Consider the following 21,650-nt stretch of genomic DNA (forward strand, 5'->3'; position numbering starts at 1 on the left):
GGCGCGGTTACCGTCCAGCCTCGGACAGCGACAGTCCGGTGTCCGCATCGAACAAGTGCGCACGGTCCAGGTCGACCGTGACAACCAGCCGCTCGCCCGGCGTGCCGGTGACGGTGGGTCGTGCCTTGACCTTGAGGATCTCGGTCCCCACTCGGACGTCGACCACCGTTCGGTCACCGAGCGGCTCAAGCCCGTAGAGTTCCCCCGACAACGACGCGTGCCCACGCTGCTCGACGGACAGGTCCTCCGCGCGCAGGCCCAGCAGCAGCGCACGACCGTCCTCAGCCGTCGTCCAGCGGGGCCGCGGCAGCGTCCAGCCCTGTGCACCGATCAGACGATCTCCCTCGGCGTGGCAGGGGAGCAGGCTGATCGGTGGGCTCCCGACGAATCCTGCGACCCACTGGTTGGCGGGACGCTCGTACACCTCGGTCGGCGTGCCGACCTGTTGCACCTTCCCCTCCTTGAGGACCGCGACCTGGTCGGCCATGGACAAGGCCTCGACCTGGTCGTTGGTCACGTAGAGGAAGGTTGCTCCGAGGCTGCGGTGGATGCGGGTGAGCTCGGTGCGCATCTCGACGCGGAGCTTGAGGTCGAGGTTTGTCAGCGGCTCGTCCATGAGAAACGCGCGCGGCCGACGGACCAGCGCCCGGGCCAGGGCGACGCGCTGCATCTCACCGCCCGACAACTGCGCGGGACGACGCTGCAGCAGACGCTCGATGTGCAGCAGGTTCGACATCCGCTCGACGGCAGCGGTGATCTCGCTTGACGAACAACGGCGTGCCCGCAGCGGCGAGGCGATGTTCTCGTACGCCGTGTGTCGCGGGTAGAGGGCGTAGTTCTGGAAGACCATGGCCAGGTCGCGCGCGGCCGGGGCGTCACCGGTCGCGTCCCTGCCGTCGAGGTGCACCGACCCGGCGTCAAGCTTCTCCAGGCCGGCGATCGCTCGTAGGGTCGTCGTCTTGCCTGCCCCGGAGGGCCCGAGCACGACGAAGAACGAGCCGTCCGGCACGTCCAGCGTCACCCCGTCCAGGGCCTGAACCTTGCCGAAGGACTTGCACAGCCCCTGCACTGCCACGGTCCCCATCAGGCCACCAGTTCTTCCGTGCTCACGTCGTATACCGCCGGGGCTGCGCCGGTGTGCCGTAGCCCGACCGGTGCGTCGGCGGCGAAACGGACGGTCGGTGGCATCCGCACCCGGACGTCGTGCTGGTCGCCGTGGTCGACCACGTAGATGATCTCGTCGCCGAGCCACTCGGCCGAGACCACGCGGGCCGGGACCGAACGGTCCGCCCCTGGTTCGGTGACTTCCAGTGCCTCCGGCCGGACGCCGGCGACCAGGCGACGGTCGCGCGGCAGGCCCGGCGGTGGCGTGAGGGCCAGTCCGCCCTGACCGCGCAGCTTCCCGTCGGCCACCTCCACCTCGATCAGGTTCATCGGCGGGGAGCCGATGAACGCGGCACAGAAGAGACTCGCCGGACGGTCGTAGACTTCCAGCGGCGTGCCGATCTGCTCGACCCGGCCCTTGTTGAGGATGGCGATTCGGTGACCGAGCGACATCGCCTCGACCTGGTCGTGGGTGACGTAGACCATTGTCGTTCCCAGCTCACCCTGCAGGTGCTTGATCTCCGTGCGCATGTCCGCCCTCAGCTCCGCGTCCAGATTGGTGAGAGGTTCGTCCATGAGGAATGCGCGCGGTCGTCGCACCAGGGCGCGAGCAAGCGCGACGCGTTGCTGCTCCCCGCCGGACAGCTGGCGCGGTCGCCGGTCGAGCAGCGGACCGAGCCGCATCAGCCGGGCGGCCTCGTCGACCCGCTGGCGCACCTCCGGCTTGGGCAGTCCCTCGGCCCGCAGGGGGAACGCCAGGTTGTCGCGGGTTCTCAGATGCGGGTAGAGAGCGTAGAACTGGAACACCATGGCGATGTCGCGTTCGGCGGGCGGCAGGTCGTTGACAAGCGTGTCGCCGATGCGGATGTCGCCGGTCGTCTGCCTCTCCAGGCCGGCTATGGCCCGCAGCGTGGTCGTCTTGCCGCAACCCGACGGACCGAGCATCACGAACAGCTCACCGTCGCCGATGGACAGGTCCACGTGGTCGACTGCGACCGTCCCGTCCGGGTAGCGCTTGTGCAGGGCGGTCACCTCGATGCCCGCCATCAGCGTCGCACCGCCCCGAGCGTCACACCGGCGACGAGGTGCTTGCGCACCAGGTAGGCGAAGACGAGCACCGGTAGGGCGAACACCACGGAGGCGGCGGCCACCAGACCCCAGTCCGTCGTGGTGCCACCGATGAGGCCGGCGATGGCGGGTGGGGCGGTCCGCACGCTGTCGCTTGAGGTGAGGAAGATGGCGAACACGAACTCGTTCCAGGAGAAGATGAGAGCGAAGACCGCCGTCGCGGCGATGCCGGGCACGAGCAGGGGAAGGGTGAATCGCCGGAACGCCTGCAACCGGGTGTAGCCGTCGAGCATGGCGGCGTCCTCGTACTCCGCGGGCACCTCGTCGACGAACCCTTTCATCATCCAGATCGTGAACGGGACGTTGAACGCGGTGTAGATGAGGATCAGACCGAGCTTGCTGTCGATGAGTCCGACCTGGCGGTACATGAGGAAGATCGGGATCACCACCACCACGGGCGGCATGAAGCGGGTGGACAGGATGAAGAACAGTTGGTCCTTCTTGGCCTTGACGGCGAAGCGTGAGTAGGCCCAGGCCGCCGGGACACCCAGGACGGTGGCCAGCAGCGTGGAGACCCCGGCGACCACGGCGGAGTTGAGGAACGCCACGGACAAGGCCGAGCGACCGCCGTCGGGGGCGACGAACACGTCCTTGAAGTGATCCATGGTGACCGTGAAGCCGAAGAACTCGGCCGGGACGGCGTAGACGTCCCGGTTCTCCTTGATGGACGTCTCGATCATCCACAGCACCGGGAAGAGCATCACGACGGCCAGCACGGTCAGCAGCGCGACTTCCAGCACGGAGCGGCCCCGGCCGCCGAGGCGGCGCCTGGGGGGCGTGCGATCCGGGGCGGGACCTGTGGACACGGTCTCGTCGACGGAGACGGCCATCAGCCCTCCTTGAGCTTGTTCAGGTAGCGCAGGTAGAGCTGCGTGAGGACGATGACGACGAGGACCATGAGGATTCCGTACGCCGAGGCGGTTCCGGTGTTGAAGCCCAGGAACGCGACCTTGTAGACGTGGAACGACAGCGTCTCGGTGGAGACGCCCGGGCCTCCGTTGGTGAGGATGTAGACGAGGTCGAACAGCCGGAAGGCCTCGATGGCCCTGAACAGCACGGCAATGAGCAGTAGCGGCCACACCAGCGGAAGAGTGATGGTGCGGAACCGGAACCACTCGGACGCCCGGTCGATCGAGGCGGCCTCGTACAGGTACTTGGGAACTGCGGTAAGGCCGGCAAGTGCGATGAGCATGATGAACGGCGTCCATTGCCAGGTGTCGACCACGATCAGGGAAAGCAGTGCCGTTCGCTGCCGGGTGAGCCACTCCACCTGCCCCAGGCCGATCGAGCCGAGCATGCTGTTGATCACGCCGAATTGCGCGTCGAGCATGAATCGCCAGAACAGCCCGACCACGACCGGCGACAGCATCATCGGCACCAGGAACAGAGTGGTCAGCAGTCCCCGCCCGTGCGTGCGCCGGGAGATCAGGTAGGCGATGGCGAAACCGAGCACGGTCTGCAGGGTGACCGCGCCGACCACGTAGATCAACGTCGTCAGGGCCCGCTGGTGGACCTGCGCCGACGTCAGGATGGCGGTGTAGTTCCCGAACCCGACGAATCGGGCGGGCCCGCCGCGGGTGGCCGAGTAGTCGGTGAAAGACAGGTACAACGCCCACAACAACGGGAACACCGACATGGCGAGCAACAACAGCAGCGCGGGGGAGATGAAGGCCACGGCGAGCCCGCGGTCGCTCAGCCGACGGGACCGACCCGGTGCAGGTGGCGCCGCAGACGCCACCTGCCCGGGGTGTTCGGTCGTCAGAGGTACGGGGTCACTCACAGTCCGCCGCCGCCCCTGCGGTTGCTGGAGTCGAGCACGGCCTGCTGCTCCTTGGCGATGTCGTCGAGCGCATCCTTCGGGCTCTTCGCGCCGTTGAGAGCCGCGTTCACGTTGGTGTTCTCGATGTCGACGAGGCGTGCGTACTCGGGCACGTTCCACATGTCCCGCATCCGCGGCACCGAGTCGGCGTACACCTGGTTGAAGGGCCCGGCGTTGAGGAACTCGGGCGACTCCAGGGCGTCCGTCCGCGCTGGCACGCCACCAGCTGCGGCCCACTTCTTCTGGATGTCGGCCTGCTCGAACCACTTCATGAAGTTCAGGGCCTCAGCCTGGTTCGCCTCGGGGGAGTAGGCCGACACGTGCATCCCCATACCGCCGAGCGGGACCAGGTTGGTCTTCTGGCTCGGCAGGGTGGCAAAACCCAGCTTGTCGAGAATCTGCTCCCGAGTGGTGCCGAGCGTCGACTGCTTCGGATCGAGCAGGCCGCCGCTGGCGGCGATCCAGTTGAACGCGATGCATGCCTTGCCCTGGGCGACCGCCGCGTTCACCTCGTCGATGAACCAGTTGCCGGAGCCCTTGGCGGTCAGCGGCTTCATCTTGTTGACCAGGACGTCCATCGCCTCCTGGCCGGCGGCGTCGTTGAGGACGCCCTCGATCTTGCGCGTCTTGGCGTCCCAGAGGTTGCCGCCGTAGACGCCGTTGACCGTGTTGTAGGTTACGGCCGCGGCGTCGGAGCCGTTGGCCTGGTGGAAAGCCAGGCCGCTGACGCCAGGGTTATCCGCCTGGCACTTCTCGGCGACTGAGATCATCTCGTCCCAGGTCTGCGGTGGCGTGTCGCCGATCAGGTCCTTGCGGTAGATCATCGTCCAGGTGTCGCCGAGTAGCGGCAGTCCGTACAGGCTGGCGTTCTCGTCGCGCTTGCCGGTCTCCGCCTGGGGGAACTGGCCGTAGGCCGCGAGGAGGTACGGGTTGTAGGCATTGACGTCGATGTTGCTCTTGACGAAGTCGGTGATGTCGAGGATGTTGCCGTTCGTCACGGCCTCGCCGATGTGTTGCGAGTCCAGGATCGCGATGTCGAAGTCGGTCTTGCGCGCGGCGAACTGGGTGAACATCGCGTCGTGCCAGTTCGCGTTCGGCACGGTGTTGACCTTGATCGTCGCGTTCGGCCGTTCCTTCTTGTACTCCGCGTTCGCGAAGGCTTCCAGCGCCTGGGCGGGCGGCCAGTCGAACCAGATGAAGCTGAGGGTCAGCGGGTCCGTGGTGAGCTCCGGGATGGTCGCCGGCGCCTTGGGGGCGCTCGCCGTCCCGCCGTCGTCCTGGCCATCGCCGCAAGCCGCCATGGTCGTGGCCACCAGCAGCATGGCCGCCGTCGCCAGCTGCACCTTCCGGCCGGGAACGGACGATCGTCCTCTTCGCTGTGGGTACCGCATCTTATCGCCTGCTTTCTGGGTGGGGGCTTCTAGAACCTCGCTATGTGCTTTGCACGAGCAGTTGCTGGGTTGTTCAGGCGTGTTGCCGGGCTGTCGCGGGGGCCGACCCGCGGGCCGGCGTCACGCCGCGATGTACTGGATCTCCATCCCGGCGAGGAGTCCTTCGGCCTATCTGCGGCCCGGTGACGAAGCGAGCAGGACGTCGAGCATGCTCATGGGAGCTCCAGGTGATCGAGGTAGAGCGATCGCGGGCGGTTCCTCGACGGTGCAGGATGGCGGGCATCCGCCGCTTTTCCTATACGATCCTGCGGGGGCGTCAGCATGTCGCAGAGTTGTGACTGATGTCAACAGGTTCGCGAACACGTAAGAAGGGACCTCACGTCACGATGGACGACGATGCGATGATCGCGCGGGGCCGTAGGGCCGTGACGGGCGGAACGTCGCCGGGAAGATCTGGCGGTCGGCTTGCCGACGAGGTGTACGACACGCTGCTCGGACAGTTGATGTCGCTACGGATCGAGCCTGGCTCCCGCGTCACGATCGACGTCCTGGCGCGAGAGCTAGGGGTCTCGCAGACGCCGATCCGAGACGCCCTGAACCGCATGGAGGCCGAGGGCCTGGTCGTGCGGGTGCCCCATGCCGGCTACCGCATCCCCCCTCAAATCACCCGTCAGCGATTCGAGGACATGCTCGAGGTCCGCCTGCTCCTCGAGCCGGCGGCGGCGCGCAGATCCGCCGAACGCGCATCCCTGGAGCAGGTGGCCGGTCTGCGCGGAATGCTGGAGGAGATGGCGGAGCTGGAGGGGGGCGCGGGGCCGACGGCCTACGGCGCCTTCGGTCTGCGCGACGCCGCTTTTCACGATCTCGTCGCCCTGAGCGCGGAGAACCAGGTCATCCGTGAAGCGCTCGCGCGCCTGCACAGCCACGTGCACCTCTTCCGGCTGCACCACGACACGCAGGTCACCCACCTGGCCATGGCCGAGCACGAGGAGATCGTGGCCGCGATCGCCGCGCGTGACCCCGACGCCGCCGCGTACGCGATGCGTCGGCACATCCTGCGGTCCGGCGAGCGTTTCCGGCGATTGTTCGACGAGGCCAAGGGCGCGGACGCAGTGGCGGCGGAGGCTTGACGGGCGGGCTGGGCCCGGGAATGCTAACCAAATCGGATCGGATTGGATCTCCCTACCCGCCCCCAGATGCGAGGAGAAGCAGGTGCCCAGAGCGCTGCTCCTGACCGGCGACGCCGCCGAGGAACTCGACACCATGTATCCCTACTACCGCGTGCAGGAGGGCGGCTGGGACGTCGACGTCTCGTCACTGACGAAGCGTGACGTGCAACTGGTCATCCACGAGTTCGACCCCAACTCCGACGCCTACGTGGAGAAGAACGGCCGGAAGCTGCCGGTCGACGTGCCGTGGGCGGAGGTCGACGTCGAGCGCTATGACGCCCTCATCATCCCCGGGGGACGTGCCCCCGAGTGGATCCGGGTCAACGCCGACGTCAGGCGCATCACCGAGCACTTCTTCGCGCGCAACCTCCCCGTCGCACTGGTGTGCCACGGTGCGCAGGTACCAGCGGTGTACGGACTACTGAAGGGTCGAAAGACGGCCTGCTTCCCACCCATCACCGGTGACATGGAGAACGCGGGCGCGACGGTAATCGACGCTCCCGACGTCGTGGACGGCAACCTCGTCTCCTGCCGGGGGTGGCCCGACATGCCGCAGTTCGGCAGGGCGATGATGGAGCTCTTCTCGAAGTCCGTCGACCCCTCATCGGCATGAGCACACCTGGCCCGCCCCGGTGACGACACTTCGGACTGTCACAGTCGACGGCTCCCCCGTCCACGTCCTGGAGGGCGGCACCGGGCCGGCGGTGCTGATGCTGCACGGCTCCGGGCCCGGCACGACCGGGTCCGGCGCCTGGGCAACGACCGCGCAGGTGCTGGGCACGTCCTGGCACCTGGTGGCTCCTGACCAGGCGGGGTTCGGCCGTACACCGGTCCCGGAGGGCTCCGCCGGTGGGCTCCGGCTTTGGTCGGAGCAGGCCGCGGGCCTGATGGATGCTCTCGGTATCGACGACTACGCCGTGGTGGGTCACTCCATGGGCGGTGCCGTGGCGCTGGCGTTGGCGGCCGCGCGTCCCCGGCAGGTCACCCGGGTCGTGGCGGTCTCGACGATGGGTGCCCCCGGAGCGCCGCTGTCCGCCGATCTCGACGCGGTCTGGGCCGCCCCCGCCGGCCCTCTCGGAGCACGAGACATGCTGAGCCGCCTCTTCCTCGACCAAGCGCTCGTGACCGACTCGGCCGTCGACGCCCGTGCGACTGCGATGCGAGCGGGGGCGGCCGCCTACGCGTCGTTGTTCCCTCCACCGAGGGCACGATGGGTAGACGATCTCACCCTATCGGCGCAAACACTGGCCGCGGTCCGCGCGCCCGTGCTGCTCGTGCACGGCGCCGAGGACCGGGTCACCCCGATCGAGACGGCAACCCGGCCCTTACTCGAACACCTGGCCGATGTCCGTCTGCACGTGCTCGGCCGATGCGGGCACGTGCCGGCGATCGAGCACCCGCACGAGTTCAAGCAACTGCTGTCGAGCTTCCTCGGCGGGGACCGCTGTCACTGAATTGCGACGGCAGGTCTGACGTGAGGCGGATGGTGTCAAGTGGCGGAAGCTCAGTCAGGATCGGTAGATGGCGAACGTCTGGTCCGGTGTGACGATTGACTGCCTTGACCCCGAGCGGGTAGCCCGATTCTGGAGCGGCCTGCTCGGTCGCGAGCCCGGTCCGTCGCAGGAGGGTTGGGTTTACCTCGGTGAACGAGGTGACCCTCAGCCACGGCTGGTGTTCCAGCCGGTGTCGGAGGCCAGCACCGGCAAGGTGCGGATTCACCTCGACATCTCCGTCGACCAGATCGACGAGGCTATGGCCCTGGTCGTCGATCTCGGTGGCCGGTTCACCGGCGAACGGCACGACTACGACGAGGGCGTGGTTGTCGTGATGGCCGACCCGGAGGATCACGAGTTCTGCCTGGTCCAGTACTACGGCTGACGGTGGACCACTGGCATGCCTTCGCAGCCGTTGTATTGCCGTGTGTGGAGACTCTGTTGCGCGAACCCACGTTCCTGATTCTCACCGCGGGTCCGCACACTGCTGGGCTGACCGGGTCCGCGCACTCGGTGGCGTCCCGGCCCATTCTGCTCGGCCCGACACGCCTGTCACCGCCGTTCGGCGTGCTTCCTGGTCGCGGGGCCGATCCGCTGGGAGCGATACCAGCGGGGCGACAATGCACCCTGTCCGATCGCTACACTCCCTGAAAAAGTCCGGGACTGCCCGCAGAACCCGGTGAGGTGATCAGAGTCGGATGGAGATGCCATTGAGCCGCGACAAGGCCGCACCCCCCGGAATCGACCTCACCGTTCCCAGCGTGGCCCGGGTCTACGACTACTTCCTGGGCGGTAAGGACAACTTCGAGGTCGACCGGAAGGTCGCCGAGCACGCCCTGCGGATCACTCCGGACGGGCCGGCCGCCGGCCAGGCGAACCGCGCCTTCCTGCGCCGGGTGATCCGATACCTCGTGACCGAGGCCGGCATCGATCAGTTCCTCGACATCGGGTCGGGACTGCCTACCCAGGGCAATGTGCACGAGGTTGCCTCCGAGCACAACCCGAGCGCCCGGGTGGTGTATGTGGACAACGACCCGATCGTCCTGACGCACGGCCGGGCTCTGCTCTCCGCGGAGGGCACGGCGACGGTGATTCAGGCTGACGTCCGGCGTCCGCAGGAGATTCTCGATGATCCGGACGTCCGCCGGTTTCTCGACTTCGGCCGGCCGGTCGGGTTGTTGCTTTTCGCGATCCTGCACCACCTCGGTGACGACGAGGAGCCGCGAGCGGTGTCGGCAGAGTTGATCGACGCGCTGCCGGCGGGCAGTTACGTGGCGATCTCGCACTTCCGTGATCCGGGGGAGCGGGATCCGGAAGGCTCCCGTAAGGCCCGTGAGGTCGAGCGAGTCTTCAACGAGTCGCTGGGCACCGGCCGCTGGCGTACCGACGAGGAGATCCTCTCCTTCGCCGATGGGCTTACGGTGCTGGAGCCGGGGCTGGTGCCGCTGGCCGAGTGGCGCCCGGATCCGGGTACGTCCGCGCCGAAACAGACCGACACCTACCACACCTTCGTCGGACTACTTGCCCGCAAACCGTAGACCGTCGCGACGACGCTGACTGGTGTCCATCTCGAACAGTTGATGCGGCAAGGAAAAGTGCAGGTTCGATCGATGTCAGTACCCTGCGGGCATCGATCGGTTCGTCGGTAGTCGCGTCAGGAGGCATGCGGTGCGGGGTCTACCGCCCGCCGCCTACGGCGGCTTTGTACTGGTCTTCGGGGTGGTCCTCATGGTGATGGGGGCTGAGCGAGGCTACGCGTTCGTCGCTGGGGTGCCAGGGCACGTCACGGTCAGTGACTGCCACTTCGAGTCTGGCGGCAAGCGGAACGGCTGGGCCTGTTCGGGTCCCTTCACCGCAGACGACGGCAGCGTCCACATCGACCGGGTGGACATCCGCCCCTTGCTCTACGACCGGCCCGTCGGCACGATCGGGGTCAAGGTGGCGGGGCCAAGCGCCACCTCCGCCTGGGAGCCGGACCCCTGGTTGCTGCTGCCAGCCGGCGGAGGTCTGGTCCTCTTCATGCTCAGCGCATTCGGTCTATGGTCGACGCTGCGCTCCGATTGAGACGGCTCGGAGGCAGCGGCCGACGCCGAGCTTGCGGAGCTGCGCTTCCTGCGGGTTGGTGGCGGCTGCCACCAACCCGCAGGGCAGGGGGCATGACCAGCGACTACAGTCCGCAAACCCTCAGCGGACCGTGAAGCGGATCTCCTGCTGCAGCGCTAGGCGGCATCCCGCTGGTCCAGCCACTTGAGGATCGCCTGGTTCGTTTCGTGGGGCTTCTCCTGTTGGATCCAATGACCGCAGTCCAGACTGACCACTTCCACATTCGGCACGAATTCTGTCAGTCTTTCGGACCTCGCGACCGTATCGCGGTCGCCGTAGATCATGAGGGTGGGCTGTCGGATGATCGGGTTCACGTCCGCCAGCAGGCGCCAGTTGCGGTCCAGGTTTCTGTACCAATTCAAACTGCCCGTGAAGCCTGTTGATTCGAAGGCGGAGACGAAGACGGCCAGTTCGTTGTCGCTCATGATGGGCTCACCGGGTGGGGTTTCCATTCTGGCGAGGTTGATCAAGGCGCAGCCCGGCTGCGGCTCCGCGAGGGGCACGTCCTTGCGGTACATGTTCCGAAGGAACTGGAACGTGTTCTCCTCGAACACGGCGTCCGCGACGCCCGGCTGCCGGTTGAAGTGGACGAAGTAGAAGTCGCTACCGAGCACCTCCTCCATGAACTCGATCCATGGCTTGTCCCCGCGCTCGAGGTACGGCAGGCTCAGGTTGATCACCTTGCGGACACGGTTCGGGTGCAACAGGGTCAGGCCCCAGACGACGGCTGCGCCCCAGTCATGACCAACGAAGGTGGCATCGTCGTATCCGTAGTGATCGAGCAGTGCGACGAGGTCACCAGACAGGTGGGCGATGTCGTAGTCGGTCACTTCGGTCGGGCGGGACGAGTTGCCGTAACCCCGCTGGTTCGGGACGATGACGTGGTAGCCCGCTGCCGCGAGGGCGGGCATCTGATGGCGCCAGGAGAAGGCGTGCTCCGGCCAGCCGTGACAGAGCACGATGGGGTTCCTCGCGTTCTGCCGGCCGGCTTCGAAGACTTCGAGTTCCACACCGTTCACCGGAATGCGGGTGGGCTCGGGAAAATCTGTTGTCATGCCGGCATCCTGCCGACCCATACCGGTCACCTCCTGACCGGTTTTTGTGGAAGTGTTGTCGGAGTGCGAGCCGACCGGTTGATGGCCATCCTCCTGCTGCTGCAACATCGCGAGCAGGTGACAGCAGCGGAGGTCGCCCGGGAGTTGGAGATCTCCGAGCGCACCGCCCGCCGTGACCTCGACGCACTGGGTATGGCCGGGGTCCCGGTGTACTCCGTGCAGGGCCGAGGCGGCGGCTGGCGTCTCGTGGGCGGTGCCCGTACCGACCTGTCCGGGTTGACCGCGGGTGAGGCCCGCGCCCTTTTCCTGGTCGCCGGCCCGGTCTCGGCTGCGACGCCGGCCGTCAAAGCGGCGCTGCGCAAGCTCGTCCACGCCCTACCGGAACCCTTCCAGGCGCAAGCCGAGGCGGCAGCGTCGTCGCTCGTGATGGACCCGCAGCGATGGGGGGCGAGCCGGGTCGAGCCCCGACCGCCGCGCTTCCTCGACGCGCTCCAGGACGCGGTGATCCGCGGTGTCCAGGTCCGGCTCGGCTACGTCGACCGCGAGGGCACCGAAACCGAACGAATCGTGCACCCGCTGGGCATCGTCGCCAAAGGCCCGTCGTGGTACGTCGTCGCCAACACCGAGGCCGGTCGGCGGACCTTCCGGATCGACCGCGTGTCGTCCGCCGAACCGACCTGCGACCCCGTGCACCGGCCCGAGGACTTCGACCTTGCCGAGAGCTGGCGCGCGATCGCCGACGAGGTCGAGCGCAAACGAATGCCGCTCGAAGTCCGGGCGGTGTGCGCGACCCAGGGGATAGGCGTGCTCCGGATGGGGTTCGGCGATCGGCTCGAAGTGGGAGGCGCCACGACCGACGGCCGTATCGAGGTCGTGATCCGCGGCAACGACGAATACAAACTCGCTGGCGAGCTTGCCGGGCTGATCGACTGGATCGAGGTGACCGGCCCTGCGGGTGTGCGAGACCACCTAGCCTCGATCGGCGACGCGCTCGTCGAGCGGTACGGCCGAGACCGGCAGCACCGTCGAGCGGACGTCTCTGGTGCGTGCCTCAATTCGTTGCGCTAGCGCTGCGGACTGAATCAGCCATAGGGTCCCGGTTCATGGACATGCTGAGGGGTGAACAGATCGCCGAGGCCAACCTGACTGATTGGCGCAAGCTGGCCCAGGGACTGCATGCCCGCTACCTGGTTGACGACTTCGGCACCGGCGCACGGTTCGTCGCCGCGGTGGGCGAGGCGGGCGACGCGCTCGGCCACCACCCGCGCGTGTCGATCGGCAATGGGTACGTCGACCTCAAGTTGGTAAGCGACGACGCCATCTTCCGCGACGACGAGGGCACCGAGCATGTCGTCGAATGGGTGACTCAGCAGGACGTCGACCTCGCGCGCCGGATCACCGAGATCGCCGCCGACCACAAGGTCAACGCCGACCCGGCCTCGGTCAGCGACATCGAGCTCGGCCTCGACACGGCGCGCTCCGCGACCATCGCACCAGTGTGGGCCGCCCTCCTGACCGGGAGCGCCGAGTCCCAGGGTCGCGGGTCTCCCAGCGACGAGATCAGGGACGCAACGGGTCGGGTACCGAACCTCTGGTTCGGGGACGCCGACGAGCACGAGACCCCACGTCAGCGGTTCCACATCGAGGTCTATGTGGCGCCCGAGGTGGCCGAGCAGCGGATCGCCGCCGCCCTCGCCGCGGGCGGGACCGTCGTCGATGACAGCAACGCGCCCTCGCTCACCGTGATCGCCGACCAGGACGGCAACAAGGGAATCGTCTGCGTCGACGTGTCCGCTGCGAAGAAGGATTGAGTCGCGCGTGTCGCCCTCGCGATTCTGGCCGCTGATCAGTTTGCGGCTCTTCATGCCAGGTGCGCTGTGGCAGGCCCCGAGCCTGGTCAGCCGGTCAGCAGCAGGGCGTGTGGTGTGACGGTCACGGTGGCGGCCACGGCGCTTTGGACTCGTACCCGCGCTTGTGGCGTCTCGACGAGAGTCAGCGCCGAGCGTGCGGCACCCTTCGAGGCGGTCAGGGTCGGTTTGCCGCCAACCTTGACACTGCCCTCGGCGTCACCGGTGGCGGTGACGGTCAGCAGCGCCGCCGCGATGCGGTCCACCGGCACGTTCGCGAGCGTTTCCGTGGTGCCCAGGGTGATCTCGGCATCGGACCGTTCGGTGGCGCGTACCGGCTCGGGGGTGTGTGGCGGAACGGGGACCACCAGTCCTTCGCCGGATTCGGGCGCGCCGGTGCCGGTGACGTAGCCGACCAGGTCCGCTCGCATCTCCGTGCCCGCTTCGTACCGTAGGTGAACCGACCCGTTACTTATCGGAATGACCATGAGCCCGCTGCGGGTGCGGTCGCTGCCGCTGGTGGCCGACCAGTAGACGGTCTGGTTCAGATCACCGGCGCGCGTCCCGGCGGAGACAAGCCCGCCATTGGACCCGACGTCGGCGGTGACCCGCAGGATCACCGCCGAGATCGGGCCTGCGTCGGCGAGTTGCCGGACCTCGGCGAGCGCGACGCTGGCCTTCTTCCCGTCGGTCCTGGGCACGAGAGTCACCACCCGGGCGGGCGGCACCGCCACGATGCGGCCGGCGTCGGACCGGTCCGCCGGCTCGAAGACGCCGACCAGTCGGATCAGCAGATCGCCGCCGCCGGTGGCGCTGGCCCGCAGGTCGCCGTCGGGGGCCAGGTGAGCCACCACGGTGGCGGACGTCTGCACGCCGGCCTTCGGCACTCGCAACACGGTCGTCCGGTCGGTGCCCTGACCGACGGTGACCTCGCCGGGGCCCTTCGCGGCCAGGATCGAGACCTCGACCAGCACAGCACTGGTGCCGGCGGCCGTCTCGGGCACCGGCACCGTCACGTCCACGCCGGCGGGCAGCGCGCCGACCTTACGCGAGTCGAGCAGCACCTGTGGCTTAACCGGGGTCAGGCGGGTGGAGCCGGCAACGGCCCGGCCGGCGGGAGGTGCCGAGGCGTCGCCGAACGAGCGGGCGTCCAGTGCGGTCGCTGGGACGGCGCCAGGGTCGCCGACCCAGGCGTTCACCGCGTACCGCGAGCCGACCAGCACGGTCGCGGAGGCGAGGACCCAGGCCAGCCCGATGATGAGCCAGCGGGTCACCGGTGACATGGGTCGCGGCTCGCCGGTGGCGACGGTGACCTTCACGCCTTTCGTCGGGATACGCATGGCGTCTCCTCCGTTTGCTGCTCGCGCTCACCGGACGCGCGCACGCGCTGTACGGCCCATCCGGTCTCCGCTGTGCGGCTTTCCCATTGTCGGACATCACTGCCAGAATCGTCAGCACCCGCAGATCGATCCCCACCGCCGGCGATGCTGTGACGCGGGAACGCGCTGAGTGCCGCAGCCGCCGCCCATCCGGGTGCCTCGTCCGCCATCGCCTCGGTGAGCCGTGGATCGACGGCCACACCGACACCCAGATCGACGTTGTTTCGCAGGTGGGTGAGCTGCGCCGGCACCAGTAGCGCAGTCGGCAGGAATCCCGCGCGGGCGAGCAGGGCGGCGAACTCCGGCCGCGACGTCGTCGGCCCGTCCGAACCGTGCTGCCCGCGCCGACCGCCGTGGTCACCGGGCTCGCCCGGCCCGCCGAGGCGATCCACAATGGATACCGAGCACCAGCGGGGTAGGCCGAGTTGCCGCCGTGCGCGTGCCAGCCGCCGCGACAGGGGCTTCGCCCCTGCCAGATTGCCGGTGACTTCGGCGACCGCGGCCAGCCGTATCGGGTTGTCGCGGACCACCGCGACCACGACACCGTGTGTGCTCAGGCAGACCCCTACGCCGTACGCCGACTGACTGTTCATCGTGCCTCCCCTGCGAACACCCCGACCGGCATGGCCAGCCGTGCGCCCGGTGGTGGCTGGGCCAGGAACGCGACCTGGACCTGGGCCAACCCGCCGGCCTCCACCAGATAGCCGCGTCCCGGCAGCGGCCGGGGCGGGGCCTCGCGGGGCAGCCGGACCCGGAGCACCTCGCCGTCGTCCGGTGCCGGGCGCAGCAGCAGCCCGGTGCGCGACATGGTCACCGCCCGCTGCCACGGTTGCATGCCGCGGAAGGCGTCGGTCCGGCCGGCGACGACAACGTGGACGCCGGCCGGCAGGCCCGGCAGGAGCCGGTCCAGGGCCGGCCCGGCGTCGGGCAGCGACTCGATTCCGTCGACCAGCAGAAGTGCCCGTCCCGTGGTCGACTGACTGGTCAACCCACTGAAGGAGCCGGCCACCTCGGTGCCCTGGGTACCGGTCCAGGCGTCCGGGTCGGCGGCCACCACGAGCACGCGGGCGTCGGGTGCGCTGGCGCGGGCGGCGGCGGCGAGCAGGCGCAGCGCACCCGTGCGGCCGCTGCCGGCGGGGCCTGCCACCACCGCGTGCATGCCCGGACCGAGCGCGAGCGTGGCGACGCTGAGGTCGCGGTAGTGCCGACCGATTCCGAGCTTCCAGACCGGTCCGGTCGCTGCGGACGAGGACAGCACCTCACCAGCGGGCACCAGTTCGGGCAGCACCGTGACGGTGGGCGCGGGAACCGCATCCGGGTAGTCGGCGGCGACCCGGGCCACCGCGTCGGCGAGCGCTCCCGGCCGCGCGTCGCAGTGCCGCCCGATCTGGATCTCGCGCCGGGTCTGGAGGTCGATGGCCCGCAGGCCGGTCAGCTCGGGCACGTCCCGGGCCCGCAGACCCAGCCCCGTGTACGAGTTGGCGTCCGCCAGGCGCAGACACAGCTTCGTGGGCAGTTGGGCGAGTACCCGGCCGGGTACGCCGCGGTCGTGCGACGCCGAGATGAGCAGCCGGACCCCGACGGGTGCGCCGTCGCGCAGCAGACGTTCCAGTCGTGCGCCGACCTCACCGACGCCGGCCCGTTCGGCCCCTTCGATCAGCGCATCCCAGCCGGCCACGACGAGCAGGACGTCGGGCCCTGCGGTCCGGCTCACGCGCCGGTGGGCGATCTCGGCATCCACCTGGTCGAGTACCCGGGCGAGCCGCTCACTGTCGTCGACGCCGACCGCCGCGCTCACGTGCGGCAGACCGGCCAGCGCCCCCAGGCCGGTGCCGAGGCCCTCCAGCACGAAGATCCTCTGCCGGTCGGGGGCGCGGTGGCGGGCAAGTGCGAGGCAGGCGGTGGCGAGCGCCGCGCCGGTGGCGGCCGCGTCGGCGCCGAGCACCAACGTCCCGCCCGCCTCCGGTGCCCAGCACCACACGTCGGAGCGCTGCTCGTCGGGCAGGTCCACGAGGCCGAGCGGTACCGGGGGAGGACCATCGGTTGCGGCGTCGATGTCGGCCGCCAGGCTCCAGGCGTCGACCTCCTGCGGCAGCGGCGGCGGGCAGGGCACCCGCGGCCGGGGGTAACCATCCCGCTCGGCGGCCTCCGCCATCACGGTCACCAGCCTCTCAAGATCTGTCGGTACGCCTTCCGGCTGGTCCTCCCGCACGTCCGTCTCCTGATCGGCCAGCAGCGCGAACGGTGTCACCTCGATTCGTTCGCGCTGTCCTCGTCGGGTGGCCGCGGACACCAACGCGGTCTGCACCCCGACCACCTCGGCGGCGCCGAGCCGGACGTAGGCGCGGCCGGGCCTGCGCCGGTCGATGTCGGCCGCCTGCCGGGTGCCCAGCACGTCACGGGAGTCCGCCTCGTCCTGGACCCGCAACGCCACCCGCAGGTTCGTGTTCGCCCGGATCTTGCCGTCCACCACCCCTTGTGGTCGCTGCGTCGCGAGCAGCAGGTGGATGCCGAGACTGCGGCCCCGCTGCGCCACGTCGACAAGCGCGCCGAGAAAGCCGGGCAGTTCCACCGCGAGGGTGGCGAACTCGTCGATCACGATGAGCAGCCGGGGCAGCGGCGGGTCGGGGGCCACCAGGTCGTCGATGTCGCTGACACCGGCTTCCCGCAGGCGTCGTTCCCGGTGCCGCAACTCGGCCCGCAGGCAGCGCAGTGCCCGCGCTGCCAGGTGTTCGTCGAGATCGGTGACCAGCCCGACGGTGTGCGGCAGGGCGGCGCAGGCATCGAAGGCGCCGCCGCCCTTGAAGTCCACGAGCAGGAAGGTGAGCGCGTCCGGCGAGTGCGCGCACGCCAGCGACGCCACCACCGTGCGCAGGAACTCGCTCTTGCCCGCGCCGGTGGTGCCCACCACCAGACCATGCGGTCCGTCGCTGTGCAGGTCCACGGTCAACGGGCCGTGTTCGGTCATCCCGATGGTGGCCTGCATGCCGGAGATTCCGCGTCGCCACCATTCACCGATCGACAGCGGGTCGAGTTCCTCGACCGGCCGTCCCAGCCCGGTGGGGCTGGACAACACGGTCCGCAGCAGGTCCACCAGGCGGGCGTGGACCGGTAGCAGGGCCGCCGCGACGGCCTGCTCCGGGTCGGTCCAGCGGGCCAGTGCGCGCGAAGCCGGCCCGCACACCTGCTCGGCGGCCCGCACGGCGAGCAGGCCCGACGTCCGCTCGCCGGTGACGGCGTCGGTCAGGTCGGCGGTGCCGTCCGGCGCCAGTTCGAGGAAGCACTGGCACACCGAAGGCAGTCGTTCCGTACGCCCGCTCACCACAAGCGTTCGGCCGCTGCCGCGGGCGAGCCGGCCCAGCATCGATGCGACGCGCCCGGTCAACAGGTCATCGCCGTCCACCACGACGACGGTGTGCGTGGCGCCCGCTCCGCTCGTGCTGGCCCCGCCCTCCACCATGAGTGTGGTGCGAGACGGCGGTGCGGTGTCGGCGGCCAGCCGCGTGAGCAGCTGTTCGGTGGTGGCCGGGTCGGAGGCGACCCGCAGGGCCCCGTCGTCACCGCTGAGGTGCGGCAGCCACTTCAGCCAGTCCCACCCGGCCAGCCGGTCGGGCTGCACCACCAGGGCAAGCGCCAGGTCGGCCGGTCCGTGTCGGGTGACCAGATCCAGCACGACCGCGGCGACTACGTCGCGCGCGGCGGTGCCGGTGCCGACGACGCCCAGTCCTGAGCGGTCTCGCAGGTGGACGTGCACCGGTACGTCCGGCAACCGGGACCGTTCGGCGAGCGCTTCGCTCAGCTCCGGCCGTCCCGCCAGCTCCTCAATGCCGCGTCGGCCCAGCTCCGGAAGCCAGGGTCGGCTGCCCACGCCGACGACCACCCGCAGCTCGTCCGCGTCGCCCGGGCGCACCTCCCACAGACCTCGACCCGACACCGCCCGGCGGACCAGACCGGCCAGCCCCGGATAGGCGGCGCGGGCCGCTGCGGCGACCGCGGTGCGGGTGGCGTCCAGGTCGGCGCCGAACCGCTGTACGGCCGCCGCCGACTCCCGAGCCATCCGGATGGTGTCCTTCTTGGCGCGGTGCCGGGACTCGACCCAGCGGGCCAGCGCCATCAACGGCGTCATCGCGACCATGACCAGGAAGAACGGGCTGAACACGAAGGCCATCACCACGCCGATGGGCAGCGGCGCGATGAGCAGCAGCCAGGACAACGGCGCCGGTACGGACACGGGTGCCGGCGCGGCCGGCACAGGCACCTGCTCGGCCGGCGCGGTGGTGGCCACCCGCGGCGTACGGATCAGCGGCTCGCGGCCCCCCGTAGCCTCGCCGGTCGGCGGCGCGGGCCACGGTAGGGGTGTGGGCCGGTCGGCCGGGGGTGCCACCCGGAAGGCCGTGTCGCCGAGCCGTAGGTAGGTGCCGTCGTGCAGGTCGGCGTCGGATTCGTCGTCGGTGAGGTCCCGTCCGTCCACCCGTACGGTGCTGCTGTCGTCGGGGACCGTGGCGGTGACCCGCAGCTGGTCGGTGGTCTCGATGTGCACCAGCGGTCGGGTGACGGTACCGAACCCCAATCCGGCCCGTCGGCTGCGTCCGATCGCGAACGTGCCGTGGTCGAGTGCGATGGTCTGGCCACTGTCGGGCCCGGCCACCCGGCTCAGCTCGACGACGGGCCGCCCAGCGGGCCCGCCGACCGGCCGGTCGGCCGACGGAGCCGGTGCCGCCGGCCGTACGCTCAGCTCCGAACCGGCCCACAGCGGCAGGTCCGCGAGCGGGGTGTCGCCGGGAACTGCCACGCCGTCCGCCTCGATGGCCAGCTCACCGGCTGCGACCCGGGCGGTGAGCGGTCCGACCAGTTGGTCGAGCAGTTCACCGACGGTGACGTCCGGGGCGGCCGTGACCAGACAGACGTCACGGGTGCTGACCCGTGGGCCGGCCCGGTCGTGGACCGGCTGCTGCTCTTCGATGCGGACGCGGAGCCTCATGACCACGGTTCGCCGCCGGGCATGCCGGTGGTTCCCGCCGGCGCGAGATTCGGCAGATTCACGAGGCGCGATCAATTGCGTATCGTGGATCGGTGGCCGAAAGATCTGCGCCGGGTGCGACAGCCGTGTCCGGCTCGTCGGCGGAACCACTGGACACGGGGGACGGGCGGCGCGAGCTGCCGTCCGCCGTACTCGTGCGTTTCCAGGCGGGGGACGCCGATGCGCTCGGCGAGGTCTACGACCGCTATTCGCGTTCGGTGTGGGCCGTCGCCATGACGGTCACCCGCGCCGACCACCTCGCCCAGGAAGCGCTCCAGGAGACGTTCATCCGCGCGTGGAAATCCGCGTCGACGTACGACCCGGAGCGGGATCTCGGCCCGTGGCTGTTGACCATCGCGCGGTACACGGCGCTGGACCTGATCCGGCGCGAGTTGCGTCCCACCCGGGGTGGCCACGAGGCCGAGCAGGACGCGGTGGTGGAGGCTCCCGACCTGGACGTGGCATGGTTGTCCTGGAAGGTGCAGGAGGCGTTGCGTCAGCTCGCCGACCACGAGCGGGAGATCATCCGGCTGTCGTTCTTCGACGACCTGACCCACGCGCAGATCGCCCAACGGCTGGACCTACCACTGGGTACGGTCAAGTCGCGCTCGCACCGGGCGCACCGGCGGCTGGCCGACCTGTTGGCCCATGTGCGGGATCCTCCGCAGCTGGACGACGGTGCGAACCAGACCGGCAGCGGGGGACGAACAACAATCGGTAGAGCGGGCAGCGAGGGGAGGAGCGACGGGTGAGCACCGCACCACAGACCGACGGGGGCGCAGACGAACAGTTCGTGGACATGCTGGCCGGGCACCTCGATCGGCACGCGAGGCGCACCCCCGGGCGGAAGAAGGCGGCGGCGCAGAGCGCCGACCCGGCCCTGCTGGCCGCCGTGGTCACCGAGTTGCGTGCCGAGACCACCTGGGCGTCCGGTCCACCGCCGGCACTTCGGGACAGCATCCTCAGCCGGGTGCGGGCGCACGCCGACGAGCAGCGCGTAGCCGAACCGACGCCCGAGCCGCTGTCCGTACCCGGCGCGGTGTCCGTGCCCGAGCCGCTGGCCGTGCCCGGGGCGGTGTCCGTGCCCGAGCCGCCGACCGTCGGCCCGGCCACCCCGGCCCCGCCGACGAACCCCGGCCCTCGGTGGTGGCATCCGGCGCAGTGGCGTTCCCGGATGGGCCGGCTCACCTGGGCGCTGCCCGCGGTCGCCCTCGGCGCCGCGGTGTTCACCGCTGGTGTTCTGGCCGTCGACCGGATGCTCGACCCGCAACCGCGCGCCGACGTCTACGTCGCGGCCGGCACGGACCTGGCTCCGCAAGCGCGCGGCAAGGTGTCCGTCGTGGACACCCCGTCGGGGGCGTCGGTCGTGCTGGAGCCGGAAGGGCTTCCCGCCGCGGCACCGGGCTCCTACTACGCGGCGTGGCTCAAGGGACCGCGCGGCACCGTACCGATCGGGTCGTTCCACGAACGTCGCAGCGGCGTACCCATCGAGCTGTGGAGTGGCGTGGACATCGCCGACTACACCACCTTCAGCGTCACCCTCCAGACGGAGGGAGCGCCGCCGACCCCGTCCGGCCTGGTGGTCATGACGGCGGCACTGGGCTCCTGACCACAGCAGGCTGGCGCGGTCCACCACTACCGGTGACCGCGCCAGCGGGACAGCGCTCGTTCAGTGGTTGGCCCACGACGGCGGGGCCGGCGGGGGCTGGGGTGCCGTGGGCGGGTCGCCCGGCTCCGGCTGCCCCTGCCGGTCCCGCAACTCGGTGCGGTACTCCTCGTACGCGGCGGTGTAGTCGCGTTCGGCCGCCGCCGCCTCCCGGCAGGTTTCCGCGCGCTCCCAGCAGGTGACGGCGAGCTGGGTCAGCTCCGTGGCGACCTGATCGAGGATGGTGGCCGCGGCGTCCAGTTCGTCCGTCACGATGTTGGTCAGCTGGCCACCGACCATGGAGCCGGCGCCGATCGCTGCCCGCGCGGGCTCCATGAGCGTGCCGGCCATCTGGGCCGCCGCGTCCAGGACGGTAGCCGCGGCCTCGTAGTCCTCCGCGAATGGCACTTTCGACGCTCCCTTCCGGCGCGGTGCCGCGCCACCCGTGCGGGGCCGGGGTGTCAGCACCAACCCCGGCCCCGGGCACGGCGCCCCAC

General features: G+C 69.7%; 20 protein-coding genes. 10 read left to right on the plus strand and 10 right to left on the minus strand.

Features of this window, described 5'->3' with window-relative positions; all coding sequences use genetic code 11:
- Positions 1-7: 7 nt before the first annotated feature.
- The 5 genes from AB0J93_RS28255 to AB0J93_RS28275 form a co-directional block, all read right to left on the minus strand.
- A complete protein-coding gene (locus AB0J93_RS28255) occupies positions 8-1,084 on the minus strand; it encodes an ABC transporter ATP-binding protein (RefSeq protein ID WP_363925378.1) in 1,077 nt (358 codons plus the stop codon).
- Positions 1,084-2,151 (minus strand): ATP-binding cassette domain-containing protein, encoded by a 1,068-nt coding sequence (locus AB0J93_RS28260; protein ID WP_363925379.1) that lies wholly within the window; start codon positions 2,149-2,151, stop codon positions 1,084-1,086. Before AB0J93_RS28260 ends, AB0J93_RS28255 begins: the two co-directional genes overlap by 1 nt.
- Complete coding sequence (locus AB0J93_RS28265) at positions 2,151-3,062, minus strand: carbohydrate ABC transporter permease (protein WP_363925380.1); 912 nt, start codon at positions 3,060-3,062, stop codon at positions 2,151-2,153. The genes AB0J93_RS28260 and AB0J93_RS28265 overlap by 1 nt, the downstream gene beginning before the upstream one ends.
- A complete protein-coding gene (locus AB0J93_RS28270) occupies positions 3,062-3,907 on the minus strand; it encodes a sugar ABC transporter permease (protein ID WP_363925381.1) in 846 nt (281 codons plus the stop codon). Before AB0J93_RS28270 ends, AB0J93_RS28265 begins: the two co-directional genes overlap by 1 nt.
- 101 nt (positions 3,908-4,008) lie before the next feature.
- On the minus strand, positions 4,009-5,373 hold the full coding sequence (locus AB0J93_RS28275) for an extracellular solute-binding protein (RefSeq protein WP_363925382.1): 1,365 nt from the start codon (positions 5,371-5,373) through the stop codon (positions 4,009-4,011).
- 455 nt (positions 5,374-5,828) lie between these two features.
- Between AB0J93_RS28275 and AB0J93_RS28280 the strand changes: the two genes are divergently transcribed.
- The 6 genes from AB0J93_RS28280 to AB0J93_RS28305 all read left to right on the plus strand — a co-directional run bounded on the left by AB0J93_RS28280 (position 5,829) and on the right by AB0J93_RS28305 (position 10,168).
- Complete coding sequence (locus tag AB0J93_RS28280) at positions 5,829-6,572, plus strand: GntR family transcriptional regulator (RefSeq protein WP_363925383.1); 744 nt, start codon at positions 5,829-5,831, stop codon at positions 6,570-6,572.
- Positions 6,573-6,654: 82 nt separating this feature from the next.
- Entirely contained in the window at positions 6,655-7,224 is a 570-nt protein-coding gene (locus AB0J93_RS28285) for a DJ-1/PfpI family protein (protein WP_363925384.1), read from the plus strand.
- A 19-nt stretch (positions 7,225-7,243) separates the two neighbouring features.
- Positions 7,244-8,065, plus strand: a complete 822-nt coding sequence (locus tag AB0J93_RS28290) for an alpha/beta hydrolase (RefSeq protein ID WP_363925385.1) — start codon at positions 7,244-7,246, stop codon at positions 8,063-8,065.
- Positions 8,066-8,132: 67 nt separating this feature from the next.
- Entirely contained in the window at positions 8,133-8,489 is a 357-nt protein-coding gene (locus tag AB0J93_RS28295) for a VOC family protein (RefSeq protein ID WP_363925386.1), read from the plus strand.
- A 313-nt stretch (positions 8,490-8,802) separates the two neighbouring features.
- Complete coding sequence (locus tag AB0J93_RS28300; protein WP_363925387.1) at positions 8,803-9,642, plus strand: SAM-dependent methyltransferase; 840 nt, start codon at positions 8,803-8,805, stop codon at positions 9,640-9,642.
- Positions 9,643-9,772: 130 nt separating this feature from the next.
- A complete protein-coding gene (locus tag AB0J93_RS28305) occupies positions 9,773-10,168 on the plus strand; it encodes a hypothetical protein (RefSeq protein WP_363925388.1) in 396 nt (131 codons plus the stop codon).
- A 155-nt stretch (positions 10,169-10,323) separates the two neighbouring features.
- On the opposite strand, the gene AB0J93_RS28310 is transcribed toward AB0J93_RS28305, so the two are convergent.
- Complete coding sequence (locus AB0J93_RS28310; RefSeq protein WP_363925389.1) at positions 10,324-11,370, minus strand: alpha/beta hydrolase; 1,047 nt, start codon at positions 11,368-11,370, stop codon at positions 10,324-10,326.
- Here AB0J93_RS28310 and AB0J93_RS28315 point away from each other — a divergent pair.
- Complete coding sequence (locus tag AB0J93_RS28315; RefSeq protein WP_363925390.1) at positions 11,344-12,330, plus strand: WYL domain-containing protein; 987 nt, start codon at positions 11,344-11,346, stop codon at positions 12,328-12,330. The genes AB0J93_RS28310 and AB0J93_RS28315 overlap by 27 nt on opposite strands.
- A gap of 35 nt (positions 12,331-12,365) precedes the next feature.
- On the plus strand, positions 12,366-13,073 hold the full coding sequence (locus AB0J93_RS28320; protein ID WP_363925391.1) for a VOC family protein: 708 nt from the start codon (positions 12,366-12,368) through the stop codon (positions 13,071-13,073).
- Between the two features lie 86 nt (positions 13,074-13,159).
- Here AB0J93_RS28320 and AB0J93_RS28325 read toward each other — a convergent pair whose 3' ends face one another.
- The 3 genes from AB0J93_RS28325 to AB0J93_RS28335 are packed head-to-tail and all read right to left on the minus strand — an operon-like array spanning position 13,160 to position 19,469.
- Entirely contained in the window at positions 13,160-14,449 is a 1,290-nt protein-coding gene (locus AB0J93_RS28325) for a hypothetical protein (protein ID WP_363925392.1), read from the minus strand.
- Positions 14,425-15,081: a hypothetical protein gene (locus AB0J93_RS28330; RefSeq protein ID WP_363925393.1), complete on the minus strand. Its 657-nt coding sequence runs from the start codon at positions 15,079-15,081 to the stop codon at positions 14,425-14,427. The genes AB0J93_RS28325 and AB0J93_RS28330 overlap by 25 nt, the downstream gene beginning before the upstream one ends.
- A complete protein-coding gene (locus AB0J93_RS28335; protein ID WP_363925394.1) occupies positions 15,078-19,469 on the minus strand; it encodes an FtsK/SpoIIIE domain-containing protein in 4,392 nt (1,463 codons plus the stop codon). The genes AB0J93_RS28330 and AB0J93_RS28335 overlap by 4 nt, the downstream gene beginning before the upstream one ends.
- 92 nt (positions 19,470-19,561) lie before the next feature.
- Here AB0J93_RS28335 and AB0J93_RS28340 point away from each other — a divergent pair, with 92 nt between their 5' ends.
- Positions 19,562-20,260: a sigma-70 family RNA polymerase sigma factor gene (locus AB0J93_RS28340; RefSeq protein ID WP_363925396.1), complete on the plus strand. Its 699-nt coding sequence runs from the start codon at positions 19,562-19,564 to the stop codon at positions 20,258-20,260.
- Positions 20,257-21,117, plus strand: coding sequence for an anti-sigma factor (locus tag AB0J93_RS28345; RefSeq protein WP_363925397.1), 861 nt, complete (start codon positions 20,257-20,259; stop codon positions 21,115-21,117). The genes AB0J93_RS28340 and AB0J93_RS28345 overlap by 4 nt, the downstream gene beginning before the upstream one ends.
- 60 nt (positions 21,118-21,177) lie before the next feature.
- Here the strand turns inward: AB0J93_RS28345 and AB0J93_RS28350 are convergent, their stop codons facing one another.
- Complete coding sequence (locus tag AB0J93_RS28350; RefSeq protein ID WP_363925398.1) at positions 21,178-21,561, minus strand: hypothetical protein; 384 nt, start codon at positions 21,559-21,561, stop codon at positions 21,178-21,180.
- Between the last annotated feature and the right edge of the window lie 89 nt (positions 21,562-21,650).

The sequence above is a fragment of the Micromonospora sp. NPDC049374 genome, assembly GCF_040677165.1.
Lineage (GTDB): Bacteria > Actinomycetota > Actinomycetes > Mycobacteriales > Micromonosporaceae > Micromonospora.